Below are 26,173 nucleotides of genomic sequence, written 5' to 3' on the forward strand. Positions count from 1 at the left end.
TCACTGCCTGGAGGGTAGGCCTTCGAATACTCGGAGGCTGCCTTTGAGCATGAGGCTCTGCAATTTGTGCAGCACTTCAGTGCACGAAGGGCAGACGGGCAGCTTGCTATAGAGCACTGCAGACGTGACGGTTTCGAAGTCGATCCCATCCGACTTGAGTTTTTCCAGGATGTTGTGCTCTGAATCCAGAGCCCTCGGATTCGGCGAGCCTTCGATGAACTTGCGCGGTGTTGATGTATCGGGGATTGAAAAGGTCTGTTTGCGAGCCCTGCTTTGCCAACGGGGCGGTTGAGCGTCGATGTATCTGATGCCGTCGTCACTGATGGCTACTTCGCCTTGGCGCTGCCATCCCCGGTAGGCTGGCAAATCTTTGCCTCGCATGAACTGCGCCAATTTGGTCCTGAAGCCATGGTTCGCTCTGCCAGACAAGCTGAAGTAGACAGATGTCGTGACAGGATCGGTATCGAAGGTGAGTTTCAGGTAAGCCAGGTTCTGTTTACCCGCAATTTTTTTGACCACTCTGGTTTGCAGCACCGTTTGAGCGTTATAGCTCCGGCCGGGTGAGAGGATACGGTTGAGGTGCAGGGCTATGTCATCCACATCGGTTGCAGCGGTGGCGCTGGTGACTGTCTGCCAGAGGGCCGAGGCTGCTCGGGTGGTCTGGCCCATGCGCATTTGTGTGTAATGGCAGAACAGGGCCGCCTGAGCCTGCGTGGTGCCCATGTTGAAGTGACCGTTGATGAAGGCCTCGAATTGCGGCAAGCCTCGATAGTTGGCCAGGTGCTGGGTAGTTTTCGTCAACTGCGCAGCCAATTTGACTTGGCCCATTTCCTGGATCTTCACATGGGCGTCGTAACTGCCCGTATAGATCAGTGCCAGGGTATCGTTTTCATTGGGAGAGACAGCGATGGGGTGGCTGGGGCGAAACTTCGTCAGCGTCACGCTACCATCGCCAGGGCTCCAAGGGCCGCTGTAAAAAACACCTGGGTCAGCGCGGGTGACCAAGAATGTCAGGCCGTCTGATCGACGTGGGGCAAGCACTGCTGAAAGGGTGTGGCTCTCATCGAAGTTGCCGAGAATACCTCCCTTGATCCTGATGGCCTTGAACAGCTCGTTGCCACCCAGAACTTCCACCTGGATCGTCTCCTTGTAGTGCTCATAACGCAGGTTTTTGGCCTTTGCGACTGATCTAGCGCCGTGAAGCTGCCACTGCGTGTTGTTGAACACATACTTGTAGTTTTGCGTGGAGAGGGTGCGGTCGTTGAACCAGGGCACGATGTCACGACCGTTGGTGTGCGTATCAGGAAACGCTCCGCTGCCGAGCAGGCAGAGACTTCGGCTCAGACCATCACGTAGGCTGCGACACATCGGGTGGCCCGTCAGGGGCTTCTGATGCAATAGCGTGCTGGCGTTGACCTGGCGCAAGGTGACTGCCCCGCCTGGTTTCACGGCGCGGATGTAGAGCAGGTCCTTGGATTGCAGGTAAAGATCGTCTCCCCAAAGCACCCATTTCATGGACAGTTCGTGCGGCGCTTCGACGACATGCACACCTGCCTTGTTCAACTGCACCGGCAGGCTCGTCGGTGCCCTTAACGCAAGGGTGCCGTAGTCGTCGATTTCCACCAGCTTAGGTCCGTAGGGCTTGGCTGAATGCAGGTCGACGAGGAATGAGCCGGAAGGCTGGCCAGGATCCGAATCGATCGTGCGGGTGACGACCTGCCGGTGTCCGCCCACATGCCTTAACTGGTCTCCTGTCAGCTTGCCTTGATACGAACCTGACACGCCCGTTTTTACCCGCGTCAGGCCGCCGGGGTACTGGATGCTGCTCAGGGTTTTTCTGAAGGTTTTCAGCGCTCTGTACAGTTCCTGAATAGCGCGTTTGGACAGCCTTAGCACTTTCGGCCCGGCTTTCAGCGTCATCAGCACTAAGCCGAAGAGTGGGATTGTCTGATTGGCAACTTGCACGCTTGTGAGCACTGCCAACCTGGAAAAGCTCGGGACCATCTTGCTGACACTCAGGCGCGCACGGATAAAAGCCGCACGAAGACCCGAATTCATCCCTTCGATCGTGCTGCGCAGCGCTAGGGTGGCCGCTTGTTTGAATGAGATGCGGGCGACTGAGCTAATGCTCTTGATCGGCGCCCCGATCATCAGGAGGTCCAACAGGCCATAGCCGATGCCTTGGCGAACAAGCCCAGGCTTACTTTCCTTGACCCCCCGAATGATATCCTCGGTGGCCTGCCAGAATGGAATAGTTGCCTTGAATATCTTATAGGTCCAATGGGGCTGTTCCTTGTCTGTCGTGCCTCTGGCGTTTTCGCGAAGAGTCTCGGAAGTTGCCAATAAATGCTTTTTGATAGCCTCGCTTGCGATGCGCTCAATCAACTCCCGCCTACTCAGGCTGTGCCCTCTGATCAGGGCGAAGCGCGTGATGATCACAGACGACTTGTGCCCCGTTCGAGGTGTGGCAATGTTCTCGTAGGCGTTCAAGTCCAGGGGCTCGGTAACCCCTCTATGCCAGCCGGAGTGGCTGTTGGAGCCAAGCGGGTTGCCATGGGCGGGCGGGGGATAACTGAAGACGCCGTCTACTCTGAAATCAAGATCGCCCCGCCGCACGATTACGCCTGCCTGTGGAAACACCTCATAACAACGCCGCACTCCCGCTTTTGCGGCGCGTATCAGCAACCCCGCGCGTCCGATCAGGTGTTGTATGCCTGCTGTTTGATCAAACGCGACCGTCCTGCCACTGGCCTTTCTCAGTTGAAACAACTCTATCTCTGCCTGTTCGATGAAACGTAGTTCCGAACGGGGCAGTTCTCTCAGCAGATTCTCAAGTTGCCACTGCAGTGCGGCATCGACCATGGCCAGCCAGGCACTGAATTCGCTGTCGAATTTGCCGCTGATATCGGGCATGCCCCACGCATGCATGTCGGCCTTGTTCTCCGGGCTCCAGGTCTCCAGATCGCCGGAGGCATACACCTCCCAAGCCTCGCGCGAACGATTGGTTTCCCAGGTGTAGGCGCCGCGAAACTCCTGACTTGGCCACCACCTGTAGCAAGGCGTGTACGGGTCTATCTTGTACTTCTGCAGCTGCTCTTTGGCCATGTCGAAGCGCACCGGCATAGGCTTGGTCAACGCTTCGACCGCAGTGATCAATTGCGTCTGGTGAGCATTGAATGCTGTGTACGCCTCGTTCAGCATTGCCTCGGTGAATGTCTGCGCAGGCTGCTCGGGAATTTTGCCGTTGGCTTGCGCCCACTCCAACACCGGCTGGCTGACGGCGCTTTGAAACAATGTGTCGAATTGCGTTGCATTGCTTTTGCTCAACTGCTCCGGCAGCAACAGAATTTCAGTGCTGGAACGTCGAGCGGCGCCTCCCGGTGTCAGCATTTCACTGAGGTTTACTGCGCTGAGAAAGTGTACCCAGCTTGCGCTGCTGCGGTAGACCATCTCGGTTGGCAGATCGCTGACCTGGAAGGCGGCGGGCAAGCGTGGTCTGAGCACGTAACGGGCGAGCGGCAGGTGGCTGGGCAGAATCAGCGCATTGCGTCTGAGCAGGTGCTCGTCAAAAGCGCTGAAGATCTCGGCGATGGTCATGCCAGCATGGCGGGCAGTGTCGAATTCGAAGCCCAGTAGGTTGCTGTCTGGGTCAAGGGCCAAGGCCAGGGAATGGCAGAGTAATTTCACCCAGAGGATCGGCGACTGCGCTTCGCTGGTATCCGGGCCGTACCACTGCAAGGAACTCTGAATACGGGTAACCAGATCACTGATCACCGCCGATTGCCGGGCGTCGGCCAGGGTCGTCACGGGTCGCTCGTAAAAACCGTCCAGGTTCTCGTCCCAGCGCTGCAGAATGGCATCGAACAAACACGGGGCTTGGCTCGGCAGGGTCAGCCGCAGCTGATCCAGAATCAGTTGGTTCTGTTGTTCGTCCAGCAGCGGGTGGATATCGGCGCTGTGGCGGATGAGGTGATCCAGCAGCACCTCCACCAATGTGGTGAGGTGCTGCCGAAGCGCTGTCAGAGTAGTGGCCGATGTGGGGACGACCTGGCCTATGGCCGCGACTGCCTGAACGGCCCATTGTTGCCTGCTGAAGTCTGCGGGCGACTGCAGTGTCTTGCAGTAGTCGAGCAGACGGGTGATGTTGTCGAGCCTCGGGGTATTCCACTCGGTGTAGGGTTGGGCGAAGGACGTGGATGACGCACTCATGGCATGCACCTGAAGTTGAAGAGGCTTCAGTTCAGCAATGAGCGCATGGCCTTGGGTGTTAGTTATTCATGGGGGCCGCGGTCACTCCGGCCGGGAGAACTCGCAGATGGCACCGCTGGCTCCGTGGGCGTAGGCGGCGAGCAGGCTGTTCATGAAACTTGAGAGGGACATTGCGATTGCTCCTAAATGAGAGGTTGTCCCATCGTCTATTAAAAGGGCATGATGTGCCCTTAGATTGGTTGTATACAATCCATTGAACAATTCAACTGGCTGGCCACTTGACACCCCCTTGATGCATGTCAGCAAGGGGCTGGACGGGTTCAGGCAGTCTCGCAATTGATAAAACCCTGCCAAGGAGATTCATGATGTTTGCGAAAGCTGTAGCGGTATCCCTGCTGACCCTCGCCAGCGCCTCCGTCTTCGCCGCCGAGTGCTCGGTGACTGTCGAATCGACGGACCAGATGTCCTACACCACCAAGGAAATCACCGTCGACAAGAGCTGCAAGGAGTTCACCGTCAAACTGACCCACTCCGGCAGCCTGCCGAAGAACGTGATGGGCCATAACCTGGTGATCAGCAAGACTGCCGACATGCAGGCGATTGCCACTGAGGGCATGAGCCAGGGCATCGACAAGGGTTACCTGAAGGAAGACAACGCCAACATCATCGCCCACACCGCGATGATCGGCGCACCTGAGAAAGAAACCGAAGTGAAGTTCGACACTTCCAAGCTGGAAGCCGGTGGTGACTACAGCTTCTTCTGCACCTTCCCGGGCCACATCTCGATGATGAAGGGCAAGGTCGTCGTCAAGTAATGACAGTTGTGTAGGCTTTAGGGCCTATTCGCGGGGCAAGCCCGCTCCCACAGAGATCGGTGTTGCACCTCAAATCTGTGGGAGCGGGCTTGCCCCGCGAAGCTTTTATGGGGCGAACGGCAGTTCGCGCTTGTGCTGGGTCTTGCGGTAAGTGGCGACGATGATATCGAACGCCGCCTGATCCACCGGCAGCCCATGCAGGAAGGCATCGATCTGCTGGTAGGTCACACCATGCGAAGCTTCGTCGGGCTTACCCGGCTCCAGGTCTTCCAGGTCCGCCGTCGGCACCTTCTCCACCAGCGCTTCAGGCGCACCAAAGCTGCGCGCAATCGCCCGCACCTGGTTCTTCACCAGGCCGCTCAGCGGCGCCAGATCACAAGCACCATCACCAAACTTGGTAAAGAAGCCCATCACCGCCTCGGCGGCATGGTCGGTGCCGATCACCAGGCCCGCGCGCGCACCAGCGATGGTGTACTGCGCGACCATCCGTGTACGCGCCTTGACGTTGCCGACGACGAAATCCACCAACGTCGGCGAGCCGTTCTTCAGCTCTTTCACTTCCGAAGCCAGTGCACGCACGGCGGGGGCGATGTCGACCGTATGCACCTCATCGGCCTTGATCACTTCCAGGCAGGCCTGGGCGTCATGCTCGTCGTGCTGCACCTGATACGGCAGGCGCACGGCGATGAAGGTATAGGCGTTGTCCCCGGTTTCGGCGCGCAGCTCATTGATGGCGCGCTGGGCGAGCAGGGCGGCGGTCAGCGAGTCGACGCCACCGCTGATGCCCAGCACCAGGGTCTTGAGCCGAGCGTTGGCCAGGCAACCCTTGATGAATGCCACGCGCCGGGCGACTTCGGCCTCCAGTGCAGCGGCGTCGGCGAAGGGCGGCTGGACCTTGAGCGCCTGGGCAATCTCTTGCTGAACGGCTTGCATGGGTTACTCCTTGCTGGGGATTTTGAATACGTGACGCAGGTAGGCGACGAAGTTTTCGTCGCGGCACTGGGTCTTGGCGGCTTCGTCGGAGATCTTCGCCACTGGCGAGCCGTTGCAGTCGGTCATTTTCAGCACGATGTTCATCGGCGCTACGCCAGGGATATCGCAGGTCAGGTTGGTGCCGATGCCGAAACTGACGTTGATACGCCCGCGCAGGGCACGGAAGATCTCCAGCGAGCGGGTCAGGTTGAGGCCATCGGAGAACACCAGGGTCTTGGTCATCGGGTCGATACCCAGCTTCTGGTAGTGGGCGATGGCCTTTTCCGCCCAGGCCACCGGCTCGCCCGAATCATGGCGCAGGCCGTCGAACAGCTTGGCGAAGTACAGATCGAAATCGCCGAGGAAGGCATCCATGGTGATGCAGTCGGTCAGGGCGATGCCGAGCAGGCCGCGGTATTCGCGAACCCAGCAGTCGAGTGCGGCGATCTGGCTGTCGATCAGCCGCGGGCCGAGCTGCTGGTGGGCCATGATCCATTCGTGGGCCATGGTGCCCAGCGGCTTGATATCCAGTTTCCATGCCAGGTCGACGTTGCTGGTGCCGACGAAGCGGGCCGGAAAGTCGTCGCGCAGCACCCGCACCACCTCTTCTTGGACACGGCTGGAAAAGCGGCGGCGAGTGCCGAAGTCGGCCACTTGCAGCTCGGCCAGTTCGTCGGCGCTGGCATGCGCCTGCAGCCAGTCGAATTTGCGGTACAACTGGTCACGTGCTTCGGCCAGGCGCATGCGCGGGTGCAGGTGGCGGTTGCGCACTTCGCTGATGATTGCCAGCAGCGGCACTTCGAAAAGGATCACGTGCAGCCACGGGCCTTTCAGGCGCAGGCACAGCTGGTCGTTTTCAATGCCGAGGCGTACGTAGCGCAGGTTGAAGCGGAACAGGCGCAGGAAGCGCAGGAAATCGGGTTTGAGGAAACTGATGCGTTCGAGGAAGGCCAACTGGCCATCACCCAGGGTGAGTTCGCTGAGCAGTTCGAGCTGATGGCGGATCTCACCGAGGTAGGGGCGCAGGTCCTCGCCGTTGCGGCAGCGGAATTCCCATTCGACGTCGGCGTCGGGGTAGTTGTGCAGCACGGCCTGCATCATGGTGAGCTTGTAGAAGTCGGTGTCGAGCAGGTTGTGCACGATGCGCTCGGCGAATGCGCTCTCGCTCATCAAGGGTGGCTCCAGAAGCGGCGAATGGCGGCCATTGTGCCAGTCTTTTGGGGTTTAGGGTGTCAGTGCGGCCCTCATCGCGGATGAATCCGCTCCTACGGGTTATGTGGCGTCTGTAGGAGCGGATTCATCCGCGATGAGGCCCGTGCAGGCCAAAACAGGTGTTTTTCCGTGCACCAGCTAGCCTTGAAAGGGTGCTGCCTGTAGCAGTCGCGCACCAGCGGTGTGCAGTTCGGTGACGTCCGCTGTTACAGGGCGGTTGCACGTAAACACTTGCCGGGGTTGCAATGATGGCACATGACGGTTGCTCCTTGTCTGTACGTGTGGTGGCGCCTGCCGCGTGGCAGACGGTTGCACGCTCAGTAAAGGAAAGGCCGCCGGTCGCCTAGCAGCCTCCTGCCCAGAGTGTTTTCCCAGAAAACAAAACCAATGGCACGGCCCTTGCTCGGAGCACAGGGCTGAGAAGTTGTAGTGCCAACCAAAAAAAACTCTAGGAGCACCACCTCATGTCGCAGACGTTTTACAAGAAAGGTTTCCTGGCACTTGCCGTGGCTACGGCACTGGGTGTTTCTTCGTATGTTCAGGCCGACGTCAAGATCGGTGTCGCGGGCCCCATGACAGGGGCGAACGCAGCGTTTGGCGAGCAATACATGAAAGGTGCGCAGGCAGCGGCCGACAAGGTCAATGCCGCCGGTGGCGTGAATGGCGAGAAGATCATCCTGGTCAAAGGCGATGACGCCTGCGAGCCGAAGCAGGCCGTAGCCGTGGCCAACCGCCTGGTCGATCAGGACAAAGTGATCGGTGTGGTCGGCCACTTCTGTTCCTCCAACACCATCCCGGCGTCCGAGGTGTATGACGAAGCCGGCGTGATCGCCATTACCCCCGGCTCCACCAACCCACAAGTGACCGAACGCGGGCTCAGCGCCATGTTCCGCATGTGCGGCCGTGACGACCAGCAGGGCATCGTCGCCGGCAACTACATCGTCGATGTGCTCAAAGGCAAGAAAGTCGTGGTGCTGCACGACAAGGACACCTATGGCCAGGGGTTGGCCGACGCGACCAAGGCGCAATTGGAGAAGCGCGGCGTGAAGCCTGTGCTGTACGAAGGCCTGACCCGTGGCGAGAAGGACTTCAGCGCCGTGGTCACCAAGATTCGCGCCGCCGGTGCCGACGTCGTGTACTTCGGTGGCCTGCATCCCGAGGCCGGCCCGCTGGTCCGTCAGCTGCGTGAACAGGGCTTGAAGGATGTGGCGTTCATGTCCGACGACGGCATCGTCACCGACGAACTGGTCGCCACCGCGGGCGGTGCCCAGTACACCAACGGCGTCTACATGACCTTCGGCGCCGACCCACGCCTACTGCCGGACAGCAAGGCCGTGGTCGAGGAGTTCCGCAAAGCCGGCACCGAGCCTGAAGGCTACACCCTGTACGCCTACGCCTCGGTTCAAGCCCTGGCCGCTGCATTCAACGGCGCCAAGTCGAACAAGGGCGAAGACGCGGCCAAGTGGCTCAAGGCCAACCCGGTGCAGACCGTCATGGGCGAGAAGAAGTGGGACCAGAAGGGCGACCTGACCGTCTCCGACTACGTTGTCTACCAGTGGGACAAGGACGGCAAGTACCACCAGCTGGAAAAACAAAAATAACAACGGCTGCCAGCCCGGGCACAGCCCCGGGCCAATGCCCCTGCGGTACCTGTCCTTTTTCGGAGACTTGCACGGTTCTGCGCTGCTGGGGTCGCTTCATCCGTGGCTCGTGGTGGTCGGCGCGCGTGCAGTCTCGCTCAGGTGAGATTGCGTTATGGATGGTATTTTCCTGCAGCAACTGGTCAACGGCCTGACCCTCGGGTCGGTCTATGGCCTGATCGCCATCGGCTACACAATGGTCTATGGCATCATCGGCATGATCAACTTCGCGCATGGCGAGGTGTATATGATTTCCGCGTACCTCGCGGCGATCAGCCTGGCATTGCTGGCTTATTTCGGTATCGAATCCTTCCCGCTGCTGATGCTCGGCACGCTGTTGTTCACCGTGGTCGTCACCGGCGTCTATGGCTTCACCATCGAACGCATCGCCTACAAACCCCTGCGCAACTCCACCCGCCTGGCACCGCTGATCAGTGCCATCGGTATCTCGCTGATCCTGCAGAACTACGCGCAGATCAGCCAGGGCGCTCGCCAGCAAGGCGTGCCGACCCTGCTCGAAGGCGCCCTGCGCGTCGAAGTGGGCACCGGCTTCGTGCAGCTGACCTACACCAAGATCTTCATTCTGATCGCCGCCTTCGTCGGCATGGGCCTGCTGACCTACGTGATCAAGTACACCAAACTCGGCCGCATGTGCCGCGCCACCCAGCAAGACCGCAAGATGGCGTCGATTCTGGGTATCAACACCGACCGGGTGATTTCCTACGTGTTCGTCATCGGTGCGGTGATGGCCGCGCTGGCCGGCGTGCTGATCACCATGAACTACGGCACCTTCGACTTCTATGCCGGCTTCATCATCGGCATCAAGGCGTTCACCGCCGCGGTGCTTGGTGGCATCGGCTCGCTGCCTGGCGCCATGCTGGGCGGGATCATCCTGGGGATTTCCGAGTCGCTGTTCTCGGGCCTGATCAACTCCGACTACAAGGATGTGTTCAGCTTCTCGCTGCTGGTGCTGATCCTTATCTTCCGCCCACAAGGCCTGCTGGGTCGCCCGCTCGTGGCTAAGGTGTGAACATGTCCACTGCCAAAACTGCTCCTGTTGCCGAAACCAACGGTTTCGATCTCAAACGCAGCCTGCTGGAGACCATCGTCGCCGGCCTGCTGGCGCTCATCGTGTTCGGCCCGGTGGTCGGCGTGGTGCTCGACGGCTACACCTTCAATGCCGAGCCGCGCCGTGTGGCCTGGCTGGTCGGCGGGGTGATGCTCGGCCGCTTCCTGCTCAGCCTGTACCTGCAGACCGCTGCCGGCAAACGCATGCTGCAAGGCTTCGACAGCGGTGGCTCGGGGGTGCATGTCAACGCCCCGGACTACAAGTCGCGGCTGCGCTACATCATTCCGGCGCTGGTGGTGATCGCCATCGTCTTCCCAATCTTCGCCAACAAATACCTGCTGACCGTGGTCATCCTCGGCCTGATCTACGTGTTGCTGGGCCTTGGCCTGAACATCGTGGTCGGCCTGGCGGGCTTGCTCGACCTGGGCTACGTGGCGTTCTACGCGATTGGCGCCTATGGCCTGGCGCTGGGCTACCAGTACCTCGGCCTGGGCTTCTGGAGCGTGCTGCCACTGGCGGCCATCGCCGCAGCGTTGGCGGGGTGCATACTCGGCTTCCCGGTGTTACGCATGCACGGTGACTACCTGGCGATCGTGACCCTGGGTTTTGGCGAGATCATCCGCCTGGTGCTGAACAACTGGCTGTCGTTCACCGGCGGCCCGAACGGCATGCCGGCGCCTTCGCCGACCTTCCTGGGCCTGGAGTTTGGCCGGCGCGCCAAGGATGGCGGGGTGCCGATCCATGAGTTCTTCGGTTTCGATTACAACCCCAACCTCAAGTTCGTGTTCATCTACGCGGTGCTGTTCCTGGTGGTGCTGGCGGTGCTCTATATCAAGCATCGCCTGACCCGCATGCCGGTCGGCCGCGCCTGGGAAGCGCTGCGCGAAGACGAGATCGCCTGCCGCTCGATGGGCCTGAACCACGTGCTGGTCAAGCTTTCGGCGTTCACCCTTGGTGCCTCTACGGCAGGCCTGGCTGGGGTGTTCTTCGCCACCTACCAAGGCTTCGTCAACCCATCCTCGTTTACCTTCTTCGAGTCGGCGCTGATCCTCGCCATCGTGGTGCTCGGTGGCATGGGCTCGACCGTGGGCGTGGTGATCGCGGCGTTCGTGCTGACCGTGGCGCCGGAGCTGCTGCGCAGCTTCTCCGAATACCGGGTGCTGCTGTTCGGCGTGCTGATGGTGCTGATGATGATCTGGCGACCGCGGGGGCTGATTCGCATCAGCCGTACCGGTGTGGTCCCGCGTAAAGGAGTGGCGCCATGAGCGACGAAATCATTCTTTCGGTCGACAACCTGATGATGCAGTTCGGCGGCATCAAGGCGCTGAGCGATGTCAGCCTCAAGGTCAAGCGCAACCAGATCTTCGCCCTGATCGGCCCCAACGGTGCCGGCAAGACCACGGTGTTCAACTGCCTCACCGGCTTCTACAAGGCCAGCGGCGGGCGCATCGAATTGAACGTGCGCGGCAGCCACACCAATGTCATCCAGCTGCTTGGCGAGCGCTTCCAGGCGGCGGACTTCGTGTCGCCGGCGCGTTTTGCCAACCGTATGTACTACAAGATGTTCGGCGGCACCCACCTGGTCAACCGCGCAGGTCTCGCTCGCACCTTCCAGAACATTCGCCTGTTCAAGGAAATGTCGGTGGTGGAAAACCTGCTGGTGGCCCAGCACATGTGGGTCAACCGCAACCTGCTAGCCGGCGTGCTCAACACCAAGGCCTACCGCAAGGCCGAAAGCGATGCCCTGGACCACGCGTTCTACTGGCTGGAGGTGGTCGACCTGGTCGACTGCGCCAACCGCCTTGCCGGTGAGCTTTCGTACGGCCAGCAGCGCCGCCTGGAAATCGCCCGGGCCATGTGCACAAGGCCGAAGATCATCTGCCTGGACGAGCCGGCCGCCGGCCTCAACCCGCAGGAGACCGAGGCCCTGAGCCGCATGATCCGCGTGCTGCGGGACGAGCATGACATCACCGTGGTACTGATCGAGCACGACATGGGCATGGTCATGAGCATCTCCGATCACATCGTCGTACTCGACCACGGCAACGTGATCGCCGAAGGCGCGCCGCAGGACATCCGCCACAACCCGACGGTGATCGCCGCCTACCTGGGTGCCGACGAAGAGGAACTGGTATGACCGCACCCATTCTCGAACTGCAGGACCTGGACGTGTTCTACGGGCCGATCCAGGCGCTGAAAAAAGTCTCCATGCACATCAACGAAGGCGAGACGGTGAGCCTTATCGGCGCCAACGGTGCCGGCAAGTCGACCCTGCTCATGTCGATCTTCGGCCAGCCGCGCGCGGCCTCCGGGCACATCGTCTACCGTGGCACCGACATCACCCGCAAGTCGTCGCACTACATCGCGTCCAATGGCATTGCCCAGTCGCCGGAAGGGCGCCGGGTGTTCCCCGACATGACGGTCGAGGAGAACCTGATGATGGGCACCATCCCCATCGGCGACAAATATGCCACCGAGGACATGCAGCGCATGTTCGAGCTGTTCCCTCGGCTCAAGGAGCGCCGCAACCAGCGCGCCATGACCATGTCCGGCGGTGAACAGCAGATGCTGGCCATCGCCCGTGCATTGATGAGCAGGCCCAAGCTACTCCTGCTCGATGAGCCTTCGCTGGGGCTGGCCCCGATCGTGGTCAAACAGATCTTCTCGACCCTGCGGGAGCTGGCCAAGACTGGGATGACCATCTTTTTGGTGGAGCAGAATGCCAACCATGCCTTGAAGCTGTCGGATCGGGCCTACGTGATGGTCAACGGGCAGATTCGCATGACCGGGACGGGGCAGGAGTTGTTGGTCAATGAAGAAGTGCGCAACGCCTATCTGGGCGGGCACTGAGGGGTATCCGGGGCTGCGGGGCAGCCCCTTCGCCCATGTGGACAACTTGTCGCATATCTTTCTCCACCCACTCGACATTCCCCTCGCAAGCCCTTGTTTCCACAGGTTGAATCTTTTCCACGTTTAATGTGGAACCGCCTGTGGAAAACATGGTGGCACTTCGCTAAAAGCCTTTGGATCCGCGGCCTTCAGAGGGTTGTTTGTTTTTTGATCACATCGCCGTTGTGGATGAATTCAAAAGCTTTTTTCCCCAGTGCAGGCGGGCTGGCAGTGCGCCATGTTTCTGTGGATAACTCTGTGGGAAACCCTTGGACAGACGGCTACAGGCGGCATGCTTGAAAGCCTTGCGCTATCAGTGTGCAGGTACGTGCTGACCGCATTACGCTGAAAGGGTTCCGCCCTGGGGACAAGTTGCCCCCAATCCGTGGGGAAAGCCTTGTGGATAACATGCGAATAGCTGGCGCCGGGCCGTCTGCGACAGGGCTTTGCGGATAATGTACAAAAAATGACCAGTAACTTTGGCGGCTTGCTGACTGCGCCCGGCGCGGGCATGCTGCCTGCCGATGACAATCCACAGCGAGGAACAGAGCATGACGTCCACCGTATTCATCACTGGCGCGACTTCCGGTTTTGGCGAGGCCAGCGCGCGCCGTTTCGCCGATGCCGGCTGGAAGCTGATCCTCACTGGCCGGCGCAAGGAGCGCCTGGACGCCCTGTGCGCCGAACTGTCGGCCAAGACCGAAGTGCATGGCCTGGTGCTCGACGTACGTGACCGCAAGGCTATGGAACAGGCCATCGCCAACCTGCCGGCCGGTTTCGACAAGCTGCGTGGCCTGGTCAACAACGCAGGCCTGGCGCTGGGCGTGGATGCGGCGCAGAACTGCAGCCTGGATGACTGGGAAACCATGGTCGACACCAACATCAAGGGCTTGATGTTCACCACCCGCCTGCTGCTGCCGCGCCTGATCGCCTACGGCCGTGGGGCGTCGATCCTCAATGTGGGGTCGGTGGCGGGCAATTATCCGTATCCAGGCAGCAACGTGTATGGCGGCACCAAGGCGTTTGTCGGTCAGTTCTCGCTGAGCCTGCGTTGCGACCTGCGTGGTACTGGCGTGCGTGTCAGCAACATCGAGCCGGGGCTGTGCGAGAGCGAGTTCTCGCTGGTGCGCCACGGTGGTGATCAGGCCAAGTATGACGCGACCTATGCCGGTGCGGAGCCGATCCAGCCAGAGGATATCGCCGAGACCATCTTCTGGATCCTCAACCAGCCGGCGCACATCAACATCAACAGCCTGGAGCTGATGCCAGTGAGCCAGGACTGGGCGGGGATGTCGATCAACCGCACGAACAAGGGCTGATCCGAGGGCCTCCGCTCAGTCTGTGGGCGCGGCTTCAGCCGCGAAGCAAGCGACGCGGTGAATGGCACCGGCTTCGCCGGTGTTCGCGGCTGAAGCCGCTCCCACGGGTCAGCTCAGGCGCTGCAGGCCTTCCAGGCAGGTCGCCAGGTGATAGGGTGTGGTCGAAGGCATGTCATGCCGACTGACGGCCCCCTCACCATCCCGGCACTCATACCACCCGCCGTCATGCAGAAACCGCTGCTCCATCGCCTGCAACTGCTCAGCCAGCTTCGCTTCACTGCCCGGACGCAATGCCAAAGCCCGCAGATATTCCGCCTGCGCCCAGACCCGCTGGGTCGCATCGATCACCTTGCCATCCACATCCAGCATCGCCAGCACGGCGGCATCCTTCACCCCGCATTGTTCGGCGTAGCCAAAAGCGCGGTCGATCGAGGCATGCAGCGGGGTACCCCGCAACACCGGTGATGTATCCAGCAGGTAAAACCACTCGAACTGATGCCCCGGCTCGAACCAGTTATCCACAGCACCGCGCTGTTTCTCCAGCATCAGCCCGTGTTTTGGATCGATGAAGTGCGCCTGTAGCGCCTCGCACAAGCCCAATAGCGCCTGTTGCACGTCTTGATCTTCACGCACGGCGAGGACCTGCAGGAACGCCTCTGCCAGGTGCATCTGCGGGTTCTGCAGTGGTCCACTGCCCAGGTCGGCCCAGTCTTCACCAAGGCTCGCCTCGTACAGCCCATCATCACGGCTGAACTGCTCGCTGACGATCTCCAGAGCTGCATTCAACGCGGACTCCACCAGGCCTTCGCGAACCTTGCCCCAGTAATGCGCGCAGGCAAACACGATGAATGCATGGGTGTAGAGGTCCTTGCACCGGTCCAGCGGCTTGCCCTCGGCATCGATGCTGTAGAACCAGCCGCCGTGCTCGGCGTCATGGAAGTGCCGCTGCAGCGAGCGGAACAGCGCCGCGGCCCGCTCTGCCGCGCCCGGTTGTTCGATGCGGCTGCTGAACAGGTACAGCTGGCGTGCGCAGGCCATCGCCCGGTAGCGCTGCACCGGCAGCGGCCGGTGCTCGGCATCCAGGGCCTCAAAGGGCAGGGCCATTTCGGCGTTCCAGCCCGGGCCTTGCCACAGCGGCACGATGCGCTCGGCGAAGTGCTGTTGGAAGCGGGCCAGTTCGGGCGGAGTGGGGCGGGGGTCGGACATGAATGCGCTCGTCACAATCGGGCAGTGCGCCATGGTAGCAGAACTGCGCTTCAGCCCGGATTGCCCAGGCCTTGCCAATGCCGTGCGCCGACGAAGATGAAACGCAACTGCTGGGTGATCTTCTCACGCGCGCTCAGCGCCTGTGGATAACCTTGCTCCGGGTCATCGATCAGCTCGGGCAGGGTGGCGAAGACGGTCTTCACCACCAGGTCGGCCATCACCGTCAGCGCCGCGCTGTCCAGGTGCTGCCAGCGTTTCATGCGGGCCAGGTCGGTGGCCAGGTCGTTGCTGATGCCCTGGCGCAGCCGGGCGATGGCCTGGCGTACCGCTTGCGAACCGCCGTACTGCTCGCGGGCGAGGAACAGAAAGTGCGCGCGGTGAGCAGCGACCACGTCGAGGAAAATACGCACCGAAGCGTCGGTGATGCCACCCAGTTCGAACTCGTTGTGCCGCACCAGGCGGATGGTCTGGCGGAAGGTGTCGTCGACCTCGGCCACCAGGGCCAGGCCCAGGGCGTCCATATCCGGGAAATGCCGGTAGAAACCGGTGGGCACGATGCCGGCGGCCTTGGCCACTTCGCGCAGGCTGATGCTGCCAAAGCCACGGCCACTCTCCATGAGCTGGCAAGCCGCATCGAGCAAGGCCTGGCGAGTCTGTAGCTTCTGTTCGGCGCGCGGCAGCATGTGCAGGATTCTGTGAAAGGAAAACTCGGCACTCTAGATAAAAAAACGAAGCCCGGTCAATGGACCGGGCTTGGAGGGGAGCAGGCGCTGTGCTGTAAGTTGTTCTTTTCGGCCATGGTGATCAGCTCACACGGCTGATTTCGACCAGACGATCCGAACCACCTTCGGCAACACGACCACTTTGTTCGATCAGGCGATCAGAGCCACCTTCGGCAACACGGCCACTTTGTTCGATCAGACGATCAGAGCCACCTTCGGCAACGCGGCCACTTTTTTCGATCAGGCGATCGGAGCCACCTTCGGCAACGCGGCCACTTTTTTCGATCAGGCGATCGGAGCCACCTTCGGCAACGCGGCCACTTTGTTCGATCAGGCGGTCCGAACCACCCTCGGCAACACGGCCTGCGCGTTCTTGCAGACGTTCGGCGCCGCCTTCGGCAACGGTTTTCAGCGGCTGAGCGATTTCAGCGGCGCTGGAGCGCGATTCGGCGTTCAGGTGCTGGTCGGCAGCTGGCAGGGCGAAGGCGTTGGCAGCCAGGATGGACAGGGTCAGAGTCAGCAGATGGCGTTTCATGATTCGGTGCTCCTCTCGGGGGCTGGAAAGTGGGTACGGAGCCAATGCTACGCCCGGTAACGCCAGAGAGAAGTTCATACGGGTAATGGTAACAATCGATGTTATTGATAGCGGATCCACAAGGCTCTAGGACGGCTGTTTCGCCGCGTGGCATGGCTATTGGCTATTGGTGTTTCCGAGCCCAGTCAGCGCGATACCACGACCGAATGTTGAGCAAGAAGCCAGAAAAAACTTCGCTATCATGGGCGTAATCGATAAAACCCAGCGGGTTTTGATCAGTCCGACATATTGAGTGCCATCGCTGCACCCGTTTCATGCCAAGCCGTCAGGAGAATCACGCAATGACGCGTCCCGCCAGAATCCTCGTCTGGACCCTAACCAGCCTGCTGACCCTGCTGGCGATACTGGTGGTGGTGATCGCCACCTTCGACTGGAACCGCGTCAAGCCGCTGCTCAACGAGAAAGTCTCCGAAGCTTTGCACCGGCCGTTCGCAATCAACGGCAACCTCGCCGTGCAGTGGCGCACCGAGCCGGAAGAAGGCGGCTGGCGCGCTTGGGTGCCGTGGCCGCACTTCATCGCCGAAGACCTGACCCTGGGCAACCCGGAGTGGCTCAAGGAGCCGAAGATGGTCGGCCTGGAGCGCGTTGAATTCCGCCTGGCGCCGCTGCCGCTGGTGTTCCAGCAGATCGTCATCCCCCGTATCGACCTGGTCAAACCCACCGCCAGCCTCACCCGGCTGGCCGATGGCCGCGCCAACTGGACTTTCGATTTCGGCCCCAAGGACGAGAACGCCGAGCCTTCCAAGTGGCAGCTGGACATCGGCGCCATCGGTTTCGACCAAGGCAACGTCAGCTTCGACGACCAGACCTTGAAGACCACCATGAAGGTGCAGATCGACCCGCTGGGCAAGCCGATTCCCTTCAGTGACATCGTCGGCAAGGCAAGCGCTGAAAAGGCGGCCGGCACCCAGGATTACGCGTTTGGGCTTAAGGCCCAGGGTCGCTACAAAGCCCAGCCCGTTTCCGGTACGGGCAAGATCGGCGGCCTGCTGGCGCTGCAGGACGCCAGCCAGCCGTTCCCGCTGCAAGCCGACGTGCGCATTGCCGACACCCACGTGGTGTTCGCCGGTACCCTGACCGACCCACGCAACCTCGGCGCCCTGGACCTTCGCCTGCGCCTGTCCGGCGCCAGCCTGGGCAACCTCTACCCGCTGACCGGTGTGACCCTGCCGGACACGCCCGCCTACGAAACCGACGGCCACCTCACCGCCAACCTGCATGCGGCTGAAGGCGCGACCTTCAACTATCAGGGCTTCAACGGCAAGATCGGCGATAGCGACATTCACGGCGACCTGGCCTTCGTCGCCAGCCAGCCCCGGCCCAAGCTTTCCGGCAAGCTGGTCTCCAACCAGCTGTTGTTCAAGGACCTGGCCCCGCTGATCGGCGCCGACTCCAACGCCGAACAAAAAGCACGCGGTGGCGCCAGCAAGCAGCCGACCGGCAAGGTGCTGCCGGTAGAAGAATTCCGTACCGAACGCTGGCGCGCCATGGACGCCGATGTCGAGTTCACCGGCAAGCGCATCGTCCACAGTGAAAAGCTGCCGTTCAACGACCTGTCCGCCCACGTCATCCTCGAAGACGGCCTGCTGCGCCTGGAGCCGCTGCGCTTTGGCGTGGCCGGTGGCAACCTGGCCTCGAAGATCCGCCTGGACGGGCGCAGCGTGCCGTTGCAAGGCCGCGCCCAGCTGACCGCGCGTGGCTTCAAGCTCAAGCAGTTGTTCCCTACGTTCGCGCCGATGCAGACCAGCTTTGGCGAGCTGAACGGCGATGCCGATATCAGTGGCCGCGGCAACTCGGTAGCGGCGTTGCTGGGCACGGCCAATGGCGACCTGCGCATGCTGATCAACGATGGCGCTGTCAGCCGCAGCCTGATGGAGATCGCTGGGCTGAACGTGGGCAACTATGTGGTCGGCAAACTGTTCGGCGACGAAGATGTGAAGATCAACTGCGCAGCGGCGGATGTCGGCATCAAGGATGGCTTGGCGACCACGCGGCTGTTCATCTTCGATACCGAGAACGCGATCATCTACATCAATGGCACCGCCAACTTCGCCAGCGAGCAGCTGGACCTGAAGATCACCCCGGAATCGAAAGGCCTGCGCCTGTTCTCGCTGCGCTCGCCGCTGTATGTCCGTGGGCCGTTTGCCAAGCCCAGCGCTGGCGTGCAGGCGGTGCCGCTGGCGTTGCGGGGGGCGGGAATGGTGGCCTTGGGTGTGGTCGCGGGGCCGGCAGCGGGGCTGTTGGCGCTGATAGCGCCGAGCAGTGGCGATGCGCCCAACCAGTGCACCCCGTTGCTGCAGCAGATGAAAGCCGGCAAGGCGCCGGCTGCGGTGAAGGGCAAGAAGTGAATATATGGGGCCGCTTCGCGGCCCATTCGCGGACCGCCCGCGAATGGGCTGCAAAGCAGCCCCGTGCGATCACAAACCTTGCAGCAGATCCGACATATCGTCCGCGTGCTCTTCTTCCTGGGCCAGGATGTCCTCGAAGATGCGGCGCGTGGTCGGGTCCTTGTCACCAATGTACTGAATGATCTCGCGGTAGCTGTCGATCGCAATACGCTCGGCCACCAGGTCTTCCAGCACCATTTCTTTCAGCGAATTACCTGCCACGTACTGGGCATGGGAATTCTTGGTCAGGTTGTCCGGATTGAAGTCTGGCTCGCCACCCAGCTGCACAATGCGTTCGGCCAGCTTGTCGGCGTGCTCGGCTTCCTGGTTGGCGTGCTCCAGAAATTCTGCGGCCGCAACGCTCGCCTTGATTCCGCTGGCCATGAAGTAGTGGCGCTTGTAGCGCAGCACGCAGACCAGTTCGGTGGCCAGCGACTCATTGAGCAGGCGCAGGATTTCTTGGCGGTCGGCATGGTAACCCTCGGTCACCGCGCCTTGTTCGACGTGTTGGCGGGCACGCTGGCGCAGGGTTTGCACATCGGTCAGTTCAACGTTGCTCATGGTCATCTCCAAACAGATCAGGACGGTAGGTCAGAATGAAAGAGAGGCTTACGCGCCTTTAACGGCCTGGCTGTCCTCTTCTCGTTGCTTGCAGGTCTTGAAGCCCTTGGCATCGACATGGCCGGTGGCGTCGAAACGCACGTAGTACGGCTGTTGCTGGCCATCGCGGTTGAGGATGTAGTCGTTGCAGGTGCCCCCGTGCGGCAGGTCGATCACATTGGACGGGCTGCCGCCGATGGCGATGACCTTCTGCATGGTCATGCCGTTCTCGACCTGCTTTACCAGCGGCTCGTCGCGGTAGGTGACGTAATCCACCGGGTTTTCCGGGTGGCTGCCGCAGGCGGCGAGGGTGGCGCTTGCTAGAAGGATTGCCAGGGTCTGCTTGTACATGGTCCCGCTCCTTGCTCAGGGTCTGTTTGGTTTGGAACCGCGCGGCGCGTCAGGAGTTCGATTGCGATGGTCATCCAAGCCGCTGTAGTGTTGGCCGGTCGTCCACGGAGAAGGGCTAGGGCTATGCAACAGGAATTGGCCACGAGATACCCGTTGGTGCTGGTGCCGGGCATGCTCGGCTTCGTCCGGGTGCTGCTGTATCCCTACTGGTTCGGTATCGTCGCAGCGCTGCGCAAGGGCGGCGCGCAGGTGTTCCCGGTGCAGGTCTCGCCGCTGCATTCCAGTGAAGTGCGGGGGGAGCAGCTGTTGGCGATCATCGAAGATATCTGCCAGCGCACGGGGGCCGACAAGGTCAACCTGATCGGCCATAGCCAGGGCGCCCTGAGCGCGCGCTATGCCGCTGCCAAGCGGCCTGATCGGGTAGCGTCGGTCACCTCTGTGGCCGGCCCCAACCAGGGTTCGGAACTGGCCGACCATCTTGAGCGCACAGCGCCGGGCGAGTCACCCCAGGGGCGCATCCTCAAAGCCTTGCTGCACGGCCTGGCGGTGTTGCTGGTGTGGCTGGAGACCGGCTGGCGCCGCGATCCGCTGCCAGTTGATGTGCATGCCTCTCACCAGTCGCTGACCAGCGCCGGGGTGGCGCTGTTCAACCAGGCTTATCCACAGGGGCTGCCGGACACCTGGGGCGGGGAAGGGGCTTATGAGGTGAACGGTGTGCGCTACTACTCCTGGTCCGGCACCTTGCAGCCGGGGCTGACCGATCAGGGGCGCAACCGCTTCGACGGCAGCAACCGCTTCTGCCGTCTTTTTGCCCGCAGTTTCGTCAAGGAAAAGGGCCATTGCGACGGCATGGTCGGGCGCTTCAGTTCGCACCTGGGGCAGGTGATCGGCGATGACTACCCGCTCGACCACCTGGACATCGTCAACCAGTCGCTCGGCGCCGTGGGCAAGGGCGCCGAGCCGGTGCGCCTGTTCACCGAACACGCCGCCCGGCTCAAGGCAGCGGGGCTTTAGCGGCGCACGGGGGTGGTCCAGCGTTCGGCCAGGATTACCCCGGCCAGGGTCAACAGGCCGCCGATCAGGTGATAGCTGGCCAGTTGTTCGTCCAGTACTGCAGCAGCGATCAACGCAGTCACCAGCGGCAGCAGGTTGAAGAACAGCGTGGTGCGGCTTGGCCCCAGGCGGTGTACGGCCTGCATCCACAGCAGTGGCGCTATCATCGAGGCGAGCACGCAGGCGTACAGCACCAGGCCGATGTTGTGGATGTTCAAGCCGGTCTTGTCCGACAGCAGGAACAGCGGCAACAACACGACAATGGCCACCAGCACTTGCAGGTACAGCAACTGCAAGGGCGGCAGGCGCAGCTGCCATTTCTTCAGCAGGAAGCTGTACAGCGCGTAGGCCAGGGTGGCGATCAGCATCAGCAAGTCGCCGCTGTTCAGGCCTTGTTCCAGCAGGATGCCTGGCTGGCCGGCGGACACCACTTCGAGCACGCCGAAGAACGACACCACGGCGCCCAACAATGCCCCGTAGCTCAGGCGCTGGCCCAGCCAGGCGATGGACAGCGCCAGCGACATCAGTGGCATCAGCGAAAGGATGATGCCCATGTTGGTAGCACTGGTGATGCTCGCGGCGAAATAGGCCAGGCTTTGGTAAACGGCCATGCCCAGCACGCCAAGTACGACAATCTTGCCCATGTGTGGGCGGATGGCCGCGCGGTTACGCCATACGGCGGGCAACAGGAAGGGGGTGAACAACAGGCCGGCCAGCAGCCAGCGGTAAAAGCCGATTTCGGCAGGCTGGATAGCGCCGGCCGACATCTTGGTGACCACGGTATTGCCGGCCCAGATAAGGATGGCGAAGAGGGGGAACGCGTAATTCATGCAACAACAGACTCTTTCGTTTGGCGCGGACGCCTTGGCTGACCATTATGAAGGTCCACGCCCGGGCAGAATGTAAAAAATCTTGTCTACACTCAGGCGCATGTCCGTGCATCGGGCACGGAGCCAAGGAGATCACTCCATGAAGATGCTGCACATGCCGTTGCTGGTGTTGGCCGTGTTGTTCAGCGCGCAAGGGTTTGCCGCCACCGCGCAGCAGGAAAAGATGAAAACCTGCAACGCCGACGCCACCACCAAGGCGCTCAAGGGTGATGAGCGCAAGGCCTTCATGAGCACCTGCCTGAAGAAAGATGTGCCGCAAACCCAGCAGGAAAAAATGAAAACCTGTAATGCCGACGCCACCACCAAGGCACTCAAGGGCGACGAGCGCAAGGCCTACATGAGCGACTGCCTGAAGAAGAAATGACCTGCGCCTATGCCTGTAGGTCGAAGGCTGGCAGACTGCGGGACTTTCCGCTGTCTGCCGCCGAGGCTGTATGACCTTCACCCCCCGCCAGATTACCCTTGCCAGCCTGATCATCGTCATGGCGGGGTTGCTGCTGGCCCTGCCGCTGAAGCTGCTCCCCAGCCTACTCGCCGGGCTGTTGGTGTTCGAGCTGGTCAACATGCTCACCCCGCGCCTGCAACCACTGCTCGCCGGCCAACGCGCACGCTGGCTGGCGGTGGCGCTGCTCGGCACCCTGGTGGTCACCACGCTGGCACTGCTGATCGCGGGGGCGTTCAGCTTCCTGCTGCACGAGGCCGAGAACCCCGGCGCCTCGCTGGACAAGTTCATGGGGCTGGTCGAACGTGCCAGAGGCCAGCTGCCGCCGTTCATCGAAGGCTACCTGCCGGCCAGTGCCGCCGAGTTCAAGGTGGCGATTGGTGACTGGATCAAGAGCCACCTGAGCGACCTGCAGCTGGTCGGCAAGGGCATGGCGCACATGTTCGTGACGCTGCTGATCGGCATGATCCTCGGCGCCATCATCGCCTTGCAGCGCATACCCGACATTTCCCGGCGCAAGCCGCTGGCCGCAGCGTTGTTCGAGCGCCTGAGCCTGCTGGTGCAGGCGTTTCGCAACATCGTTTTCGCGCAGATCAAGATTTCGCTGTTGAACACCGCTTTCACAGGGGTCTTTCTCGCCGTGGTGCTGCCCATGTTCGGGGTGCACCTGCCGCTGACCAAGACGCTGATCGTGCTGACCTTCCTGCTGGGGCTGCTGCCGGTGATCGGCAACCTGATGTCCAACACTCTGATCACCATCGTCGGCCTGTCGCTGTCGATCTGGGTGGCGGCGGCGGCGTTGGGTTACCTGATCGTCATCCACAAGGTCGAGTACTTCCTCAACGCGCGGATCGTCGGCGGGCAGATCAGTGCCAAGGCCTGGGAGCTGTTGCTGGCGATGCTGGTGTTCGAGGCGGCGTTCGGCCTGCCGGGGGTGGTGGCGGGGCCGGTCTACTATGCCTACCTGAAGAGTGAGTTGCGGCGGGCGGAGCTGGTTTGACAGGTTGCCGGGGCCGTTTTGCGGCCCCAGAACTCTATCAGATCGAGCCGTAACGCTTACGCGCCTCGATCGCCAACCCGCTACCAATGCTGCCAAAGATATTGCCTTCCACATGCCGTGCATTCGGCAGCATCGCCGCCACGCTGTTACGCAGCGCCGGGATCCCGCTGGAACCCCCGGTGAAGAACACCGTGTCGACTTGGCCTTCCTTCACTCCAGCCTTGGCCAGGAGTTCGCTCACGCTGCCGCGCACCCGCTCCAACAGTCCTTCGATAGCACCTTCGAACACCGCCCGGGTCAGGTCCACGCCCAATTCTCGCTCGACCCGGCCAAGGTCGACACGGCGGCTTTGCTGATCGGTCAGCTCGATCTTGCTGGCCTCCACTTCCATCGCCAGCCAGTGGCCCGCACGCTGCTCGATCAGTTTGAACAGGCGGTCGATGCCCAGGGTGTCCTCGATGTCGTAGCGCATGTTGCCCAGGGCCAGCTGCGACTTCTGCGAGTACAGGGCGTTGATGGTGTGCCAGGTGGCCAGGTTGAGGTGGTAGCTGGTGGGCATCAGCGCGCCGCTCTTCATCCGGCTGCCATAACCGAACAGCGGCATCACGCCCTGCAGGCTCAGCTGCTTGTCGAAGTCGGTACCGCCGATGTGCACGCCGCCGGTGGCAAGGATGTCGCTCTGGCGCTCGGCGACCTGGTGACGCTCGGGCGACAGGCGGATCAGGGTAAAGTCCGACGTACCACCGCCGATATCGACGATGAGCACCAGCTCTTCACGGCTGATGCCCGACTCGTAGTCAAACGCCGCGGCGATCGGTTCGTACTGGAACGACACGTCCTTGAAGCCGATCTTGCGCGCCACGTCGGCCAGGGTGTCTTCGGCCTCCTGGTCGGCGGCCGGGTCTTCGTCGACGAAGAACACCGGGCGGCCCAGCACCACTTGGTCGAAGCTGCGCTCGGCGGCGGTTTCGGCGCGCGTTTTCAGCTCGCCGATGAACATCCCCAGCAGGTCCTTGAACGGCAGGGCGCTGCCCAGCACGCTGGTGTCGTGCTTGATCAGCTTGGAACCCAGCAGGCTCTTGAGCGAGCGCATCAGGCGGCCTTCGTAGCCTTCCAGGTATTCGTGCAGCGCCAGCCGGCCGTACACCGGGCGACGTTCTTCGATATTGAAGAAGACCACCGAGGGCAAGGTAATCTTGCCGTCTTCCAGGGCGATCAGCGACTCGACGCCAGGGCGGTGCCAGCCGACCGTGGAGTTGGAGGTGCCAAAGTCGATGCCAAGGGCACGGGCCGGGGATACGTCAGACATGGGAAAAGGGCTTCCGGAGGCAAAACGGCCGCGCAGTTTATGCCACTTGGCTGAAGAATCAAGACCGGTCGTCTGCCATGGAGCAAAGCCAAGCGAACCTTGAAAGGCTATGCTTGGACCCTATCTTCAGATGCAACACGAAACTTCTCACTGGTGATCCATAGATGGACTTCAAAGACTATTACAAGATACTCGGCGTAGAGCCCACGGCGGACGACAAGGCGATCAAGGCCGCGTACCGCAAGCTGGCGCGCAAGTATCACCCTGACGTCAGCAAGGAGCGCGACGCCGAGGACAAGTTCAAGGAGGCCAACGAGGCCTACGAAGTGCTTGGTGATGCCCAGAAACGCGCCGAATTCGACGAGATCCGCAAGTACGGCGGCCAGCACGGCCGGCCCTTCCAGGCCCCGCCTGGCTGGCAGAGCCGTGGCGGCGCGGGTGGCGCGGGCGGTGGTTTCGAGGGCGGGGATTTTTCCGATTTCTTCAGCTCGATCTTCGGCGCACGGGGCGGTAACCCGTTTGGCGGCGCCCGGCAGCAACAGCGCAGTGCAGGCAGGCGAGGGCAGGACGTGGAACTGGAACTGGCGATCTTCCTTGAAGAAACCCTGAGCAAGGAATCCAAGCAGATCAGCTTCCAGGTACCGCAAACCAATGCCGCCGGCCAGCGCACCGGGTTCACCACCAAGACCCTGAACGTGAAGATCCCCGCCGGCGTGACCGACGGCGAGCGCATCCGCCTGAAGGGCCAGGGCGCGCCGGGCAGCGGTGGCGGCGCCAATGGCGACCTGTTCCTGACCATCCGCATGGCGCCGCACCCGCTGTTCGATGTCGAAGGCCAGGATCTGATCATCACCGTGCCACTGGCGCCGTGGGAAGCGGCGCTGGGCACCAAGGTGGCGGTGCCGACCCTGGACGGCAAGATCAACCTGACCATCCGCCCCGACAGCCAGAGCGGCCAGCGCCTGCGCGTGCCGGGCAAAGGCCTCGCGAACAAGCAAGGCGAGCGCGGCAATCTTTACGCGCAGCTCAAGGTGGTGATGCCACCAGCATCCAACGACGCAACCCGTGAACTGTGGGCCAAGCTTTCCGAAAAGGCCGCGTTCAATCCGAGGACTCAATGGAGTAAGTGACCATGAGCAGCACCCTGATCGTTCAACTGGACATGCGCACCCTCTGCCAGGAGGCCGACATCACCACGGATTACGTGATCGAGATTGTCGAACACGGCATCGTTGAACCGCAGGGACGAACGCCGGAGGACTGGCTGTTCGACGATCAGGCGCCGCTGCTGGCCAGGCGCGCGGCGAAGCTGCACAACGAGCTGGAACTGGAATGGGAAGGGGTGGCGCTGGCGCTGGAGCTGCTGCAGGAAGTGCAGCAGTTGCGCAGTGAGAACAGCATGTTGAAGCAGCGGTTGGGGCGGTTTACTCAGATGTGATTGTGTTTGTCTGTTAGGGCCTCTCGCGGATGAATCCGCTCCTACCTGTAGGAGC

The 26,173-nt window shown here is 61.6% G+C and carries 23 protein-coding genes; 13 read left to right on the plus strand and 10 right to left on the minus strand.

The annotated features are described in order from the left end of the window. Positions 1 to 4,209, minus strand: a complete 4,209-nt coding sequence (locus ACIQUF_RS19275; RefSeq protein WP_403134248.1) for a hypothetical protein — start codon at positions 4,207 to 4,209, stop codon at positions 1 to 3. 365 nt (positions 4,210 to 4,574) lie between these two features. On the opposite strand from ACIQUF_RS19275, the gene azu reads away from it, so the two are divergent. After that, on the plus strand, positions 4,575 to 5,024 hold the full coding sequence (gene azu, locus ACIQUF_RS19280; protein WP_403134492.1) for an azurin: 450 nt from the start codon (positions 4,575 to 4,577) through the stop codon (positions 5,022 to 5,024). A 105-nt stretch (positions 5,025 to 5,129) separates the two neighbouring features. On the opposite strand, the gene nadE is transcribed toward azu, so the two are convergent. Beyond that, a complete protein-coding gene (gene nadE / locus ACIQUF_RS19285) occupies positions 5,130 to 5,957 on the minus strand; it encodes an ammonia-dependent NAD(+) synthetase (protein ID WP_403134250.1) in 828 nt (275 codons plus the stop codon). A gap of 3 nt (positions 5,958 to 5,960) precedes the next feature. Beyond that, positions 5,961 to 7,166, minus strand: a complete 1,206-nt coding sequence (pncB, locus tag ACIQUF_RS19290; protein WP_403134253.1) for a nicotinate phosphoribosyltransferase — start codon at positions 7,164 to 7,166, stop codon at positions 5,961 to 5,963. Positions 7,167 to 7,672: 506 nt separating this feature from the next. On the opposite strand from pncB, the gene ACIQUF_RS19295 reads away from it, so the two are divergent. From ACIQUF_RS19295 to ACIQUF_RS19320, 6 genes are all read left to right on the plus strand, one after another. Continuing rightward, positions 7,673 to 8,809, plus strand: coding sequence for a branched-chain amino acid ABC transporter substrate-binding protein (locus tag ACIQUF_RS19295; protein WP_403134254.1), 1,137 nt, complete (start codon positions 7,673 to 7,675; stop codon positions 8,807 to 8,809). A 154-nt stretch (positions 8,810 to 8,963) separates the two neighbouring features. After that, on the plus strand, positions 8,964 to 9,878 hold the full coding sequence (locus ACIQUF_RS19300) for a branched-chain amino acid ABC transporter permease LivH (RefSeq protein WP_400796879.1): 915 nt from the start codon (positions 8,964 to 8,966) through the stop codon (positions 9,876 to 9,878). Positions 9,879 to 9,880: 2 nt separating this feature from the next. Continuing rightward, on the plus strand, positions 9,881 to 11,182 hold the full coding sequence (gene livM / locus ACIQUF_RS19305) for a high-affinity branched-chain amino acid ABC transporter permease LivM (protein ID WP_403134256.1): 1,302 nt from the start codon (positions 9,881 to 9,883) through the stop codon (positions 11,180 to 11,182). Further along, on the plus strand, positions 11,179 to 12,054 hold the full coding sequence (locus tag ACIQUF_RS19310; RefSeq protein ID WP_400612071.1) for an ATP-binding cassette domain-containing protein: 876 nt from the start codon (positions 11,179 to 11,181) through the stop codon (positions 12,052 to 12,054). Before livM ends, ACIQUF_RS19310 begins: the two co-directional genes overlap by 4 nt. Further along, positions 12,051 to 12,767, plus strand: a complete 717-nt coding sequence (locus ACIQUF_RS19315; RefSeq protein WP_400796885.1) for an ABC transporter ATP-binding protein — start codon at positions 12,051 to 12,053, stop codon at positions 12,765 to 12,767. Before ACIQUF_RS19310 ends, ACIQUF_RS19315 begins: the two co-directional genes overlap by 4 nt. Before the next feature lie 590 nt (positions 12,768 to 13,357). Beyond that, positions 13,358 to 14,125 (plus strand): SDR family oxidoreductase, encoded by a 768-nt coding sequence (locus tag ACIQUF_RS19320; RefSeq protein WP_403134258.1) that lies wholly within the window; start codon positions 13,358 to 13,360, stop codon positions 14,123 to 14,125. A 108-nt stretch (positions 14,126 to 14,233) separates the two neighbouring features. On the opposite strand, the gene ACIQUF_RS19325 is transcribed toward ACIQUF_RS19320, so the two are convergent. The 3 genes from ACIQUF_RS19325 to ACIQUF_RS19335 all read right to left on the minus strand — a co-directional run bounded on the left by ACIQUF_RS19325 (position 14,234) and on the right by ACIQUF_RS19335 (position 16,588). Further along, positions 14,234 to 15,331, minus strand: a complete 1,098-nt coding sequence (locus tag ACIQUF_RS19325) for an AGE family epimerase/isomerase (RefSeq protein ID WP_403134260.1) — start codon at positions 15,329 to 15,331, stop codon at positions 14,234 to 14,236. A 50-nt stretch (positions 15,332 to 15,381) separates the two neighbouring features. After that, positions 15,382 to 16,014, minus strand: coding sequence for a TetR family transcriptional regulator (locus ACIQUF_RS19330; protein ID WP_403134261.1), 633 nt, complete (start codon positions 16,012 to 16,014; stop codon positions 15,382 to 15,384). A 121-nt stretch (positions 16,015 to 16,135) separates the two neighbouring features. Then, positions 16,136 to 16,588 (minus strand): phage infection protein, encoded by a 453-nt coding sequence (locus ACIQUF_RS19335; protein WP_403134264.1) that lies wholly within the window; start codon positions 16,586 to 16,588, stop codon positions 16,136 to 16,138. A 341-nt stretch (positions 16,589 to 16,929) separates the two neighbouring features. Here ACIQUF_RS19335 and ACIQUF_RS19340 point away from each other — a divergent pair, with 341 nt between their 5' ends. Then, entirely contained in the window at positions 16,930 to 18,996 is a 2,067-nt protein-coding gene (locus ACIQUF_RS19340; protein ID WP_403134265.1) for an AsmA family protein, read from the plus strand. Positions 18,997 to 19,065: 69 nt separating this feature from the next. On the opposite strand, the gene ACIQUF_RS19345 is transcribed toward ACIQUF_RS19340, so the two are convergent. Both ACIQUF_RS19345 and osmE read right to left on the minus strand, forming a co-directional pair. Further along, the gene (locus ACIQUF_RS19345) at positions 19,066 to 19,596 is read right to left on the minus strand and encodes a bacterioferritin (protein WP_403134266.1); all 531 of its coding nucleotides are present in this window, start codon (positions 19,594 to 19,596) and stop codon (positions 19,066 to 19,068) included. Positions 19,597 to 19,644: 48 nt separating this feature from the next. Next, the gene (gene osmE, locus ACIQUF_RS19350) at positions 19,645 to 19,986 is read right to left on the minus strand and encodes an osmotically-inducible lipoprotein OsmE (protein WP_403134268.1); all 342 of its coding nucleotides are present in this window, start codon (positions 19,984 to 19,986) and stop codon (positions 19,645 to 19,647) included. 123 nt (positions 19,987 to 20,109) lie between these two features. Here osmE and ACIQUF_RS19355 point away from each other — a divergent pair, with 123 nt between their 5' ends. Further along, on the plus strand, positions 20,110 to 21,000 hold the full coding sequence (locus ACIQUF_RS19355) for an alpha/beta fold hydrolase (RefSeq protein ID WP_403134271.1): 891 nt from the start codon (positions 20,110 to 20,112) through the stop codon (positions 20,998 to 21,000). Here ACIQUF_RS19355 and ACIQUF_RS19360 read toward each other — a convergent pair. Continuing rightward, positions 20,997 to 21,869, minus strand: a complete 873-nt coding sequence (locus ACIQUF_RS19360) for a DMT family transporter (RefSeq protein ID WP_403134273.1) — start codon at positions 21,867 to 21,869, stop codon at positions 20,997 to 20,999. The two genes, ACIQUF_RS19355 and ACIQUF_RS19360, sit on opposite strands and share 4 nt — an antisense overlap. 139 nt (positions 21,870 to 22,008) lie before the next feature. Between ACIQUF_RS19360 and ACIQUF_RS19365 the strand changes: the two genes are divergently transcribed. Both ACIQUF_RS19365 and ACIQUF_RS19370 read left to right on the plus strand, forming a co-directional pair. After that, complete coding sequence (locus ACIQUF_RS19365; protein ID WP_403134275.1) at positions 22,009 to 22,293, plus strand: PsiF family protein; 285 nt, start codon at positions 22,009 to 22,011, stop codon at positions 22,291 to 22,293. A gap of 70 nt (positions 22,294 to 22,363) precedes the next feature. Beyond that, a complete protein-coding gene (locus ACIQUF_RS19370; RefSeq protein WP_403134277.1) occupies positions 22,364 to 23,371 on the plus strand; it encodes an AI-2E family transporter in 1,008 nt (335 codons plus the stop codon). Between the two features lie 37 nt (positions 23,372 to 23,408). Here the strand turns inward: ACIQUF_RS19370 and ACIQUF_RS19375 are convergent, their stop codons facing one another. Beyond that, positions 23,409 to 24,680 carry an Hsp70 family protein gene (locus ACIQUF_RS19375; RefSeq protein WP_403134280.1) on the minus strand — a complete coding sequence of 424 codons (1,272 nt, stop codon included), beginning with the start codon at positions 24,678 to 24,680 and terminating at the stop codon, positions 23,409 to 23,411. 164 nt (positions 24,681 to 24,844) lie between these two features. Between ACIQUF_RS19375 and cbpA the strand changes: the two genes are divergently transcribed. Together cbpA and ACIQUF_RS19385 are read left to right on the plus strand one after the other, a co-directional pair. Then, positions 24,845 to 25,810, plus strand: coding sequence for a curved DNA-binding protein (cbpA, locus tag ACIQUF_RS19380; protein WP_403134282.1), 966 nt, complete (start codon positions 24,845 to 24,847; stop codon positions 25,808 to 25,810). 2 nt (positions 25,811 to 25,812) lie between these two features. After that, entirely contained in the window at positions 25,813 to 26,118 is a 306-nt protein-coding gene (locus tag ACIQUF_RS19385) for a chaperone modulator CbpM (protein ID WP_403134284.1), read from the plus strand. The last annotated feature ends 55 nt before the right edge of the window (positions 26,119 to 26,173 follow it).

This window comes from Pseudomonas sp. NPDC090233, assembly GCF_044772285.1.
In the GTDB taxonomy this organism is placed as follows: Bacteria; Pseudomonadota; Gammaproteobacteria; order Pseudomonadales; family Pseudomonadaceae; genus Aquipseudomonas.

Excerpts from the sequence above, each read along its gene's own strand:
- ACIQUF_RS19275 (WP_403134248.1), bottom strand. The coding sequence starts at position 4,209 with ATGAGTGCGTCATCCACGTCCTTCGCCCAACCCTACACCGAGTGGAAT.
- azu (WP_403134492.1), top strand. The coding sequence starts at position 4,575 with ATGTTTGCGAAAGCTGTAGCGGTATCCCTGCTGACCCTCGCCAGCGCC.
- nadE (WP_403134250.1), bottom strand. The coding sequence starts at position 5,957 with ATGCAAGCCGTTCAGCAAGAGATTGCCCAGGCGCTCAAGGTCCAGCCG.
- pncB (WP_403134253.1), bottom strand. The coding sequence starts at position 7,166 with ATGAGCGAGAGCGCATTCGCCGAGCGCATCGTGCACAACCTGCTCGAC.
- ACIQUF_RS19295 (WP_403134254.1), top strand. The coding sequence starts at position 7,673 with ATGTCGCAGACGTTTTACAAGAAAGGTTTCCTGGCACTTGCCGTGGCT.
- ACIQUF_RS19300 (WP_400796879.1), top strand. The coding sequence starts at position 8,964 with ATGGATGGTATTTTCCTGCAGCAACTGGTCAACGGCCTGACCCTCGGG.
- livM (WP_403134256.1), top strand. The coding sequence starts at position 9,881 with ATGTCCACTGCCAAAACTGCTCCTGTTGCCGAAACCAACGGTTTCGAT.
- ACIQUF_RS19310 (WP_400612071.1), top strand. The coding sequence starts at position 11,179 with ATGAGCGACGAAATCATTCTTTCGGTCGACAACCTGATGATGCAGTTC.
- ACIQUF_RS19315 (WP_400796885.1), top strand. The coding sequence starts at position 12,051 with ATGACCGCACCCATTCTCGAACTGCAGGACCTGGACGTGTTCTACGGG.
- ACIQUF_RS19320 (WP_403134258.1), top strand. The coding sequence starts at position 13,358 with ATGACGTCCACCGTATTCATCACTGGCGCGACTTCCGGTTTTGGCGAG.
- ACIQUF_RS19325 (WP_403134260.1), bottom strand. The coding sequence starts at position 15,331 with ATGTCCGACCCCCGCCCCACTCCGCCCGAACTGGCCCGCTTCCAACAG.
- ACIQUF_RS19330 (WP_403134261.1), bottom strand. The coding sequence starts at position 16,014 with ATGCTGCCGCGCGCCGAACAGAAGCTACAGACTCGCCAGGCCTTGCTC.
- ACIQUF_RS19335 (WP_403134264.1), bottom strand. The coding sequence starts at position 16,588 with ATGAAACGCCATCTGCTGACTCTGACCCTGTCCATCCTGGCTGCCAAC.
- ACIQUF_RS19340 (WP_403134265.1), top strand. The coding sequence starts at position 16,930 with ATGACGCGTCCCGCCAGAATCCTCGTCTGGACCCTAACCAGCCTGCTG.
- ACIQUF_RS19345 (WP_403134266.1), bottom strand. The coding sequence starts at position 19,596 with ATGAGCAACGTTGAACTGACCGATGTGCAAACCCTGCGCCAGCGTGCC.
- osmE (WP_403134268.1), bottom strand. The coding sequence starts at position 19,986 with ATGTACAAGCAGACCCTGGCAATCCTTCTAGCAAGCGCCACCCTCGCC.
- ACIQUF_RS19355 (WP_403134271.1), top strand. The coding sequence starts at position 20,110 with ATGCAACAGGAATTGGCCACGAGATACCCGTTGGTGCTGGTGCCGGGC.
- ACIQUF_RS19360 (WP_403134273.1), bottom strand. The coding sequence starts at position 21,869 with ATGAATTACGCGTTCCCCCTCTTCGCCATCCTTATCTGGGCCGGCAAT.
- ACIQUF_RS19365 (WP_403134275.1), top strand. The coding sequence starts at position 22,009 with ATGAAGATGCTGCACATGCCGTTGCTGGTGTTGGCCGTGTTGTTCAGC.
- ACIQUF_RS19370 (WP_403134277.1), top strand. The coding sequence starts at position 22,364 with ATGACCTTCACCCCCCGCCAGATTACCCTTGCCAGCCTGATCATCGTC.
- ACIQUF_RS19375 (WP_403134280.1), bottom strand. The coding sequence starts at position 24,680 with ATGTCTGACGTATCCCCGGCCCGTGCCCTTGGCATCGACTTTGGCACC.
- cbpA (WP_403134282.1), top strand. The coding sequence starts at position 24,845 with ATGGACTTCAAAGACTATTACAAGATACTCGGCGTAGAGCCCACGGCG.
- ACIQUF_RS19385 (WP_403134284.1), top strand. The coding sequence starts at position 25,813 with ATGAGCAGCACCCTGATCGTTCAACTGGACATGCGCACCCTCTGCCAG.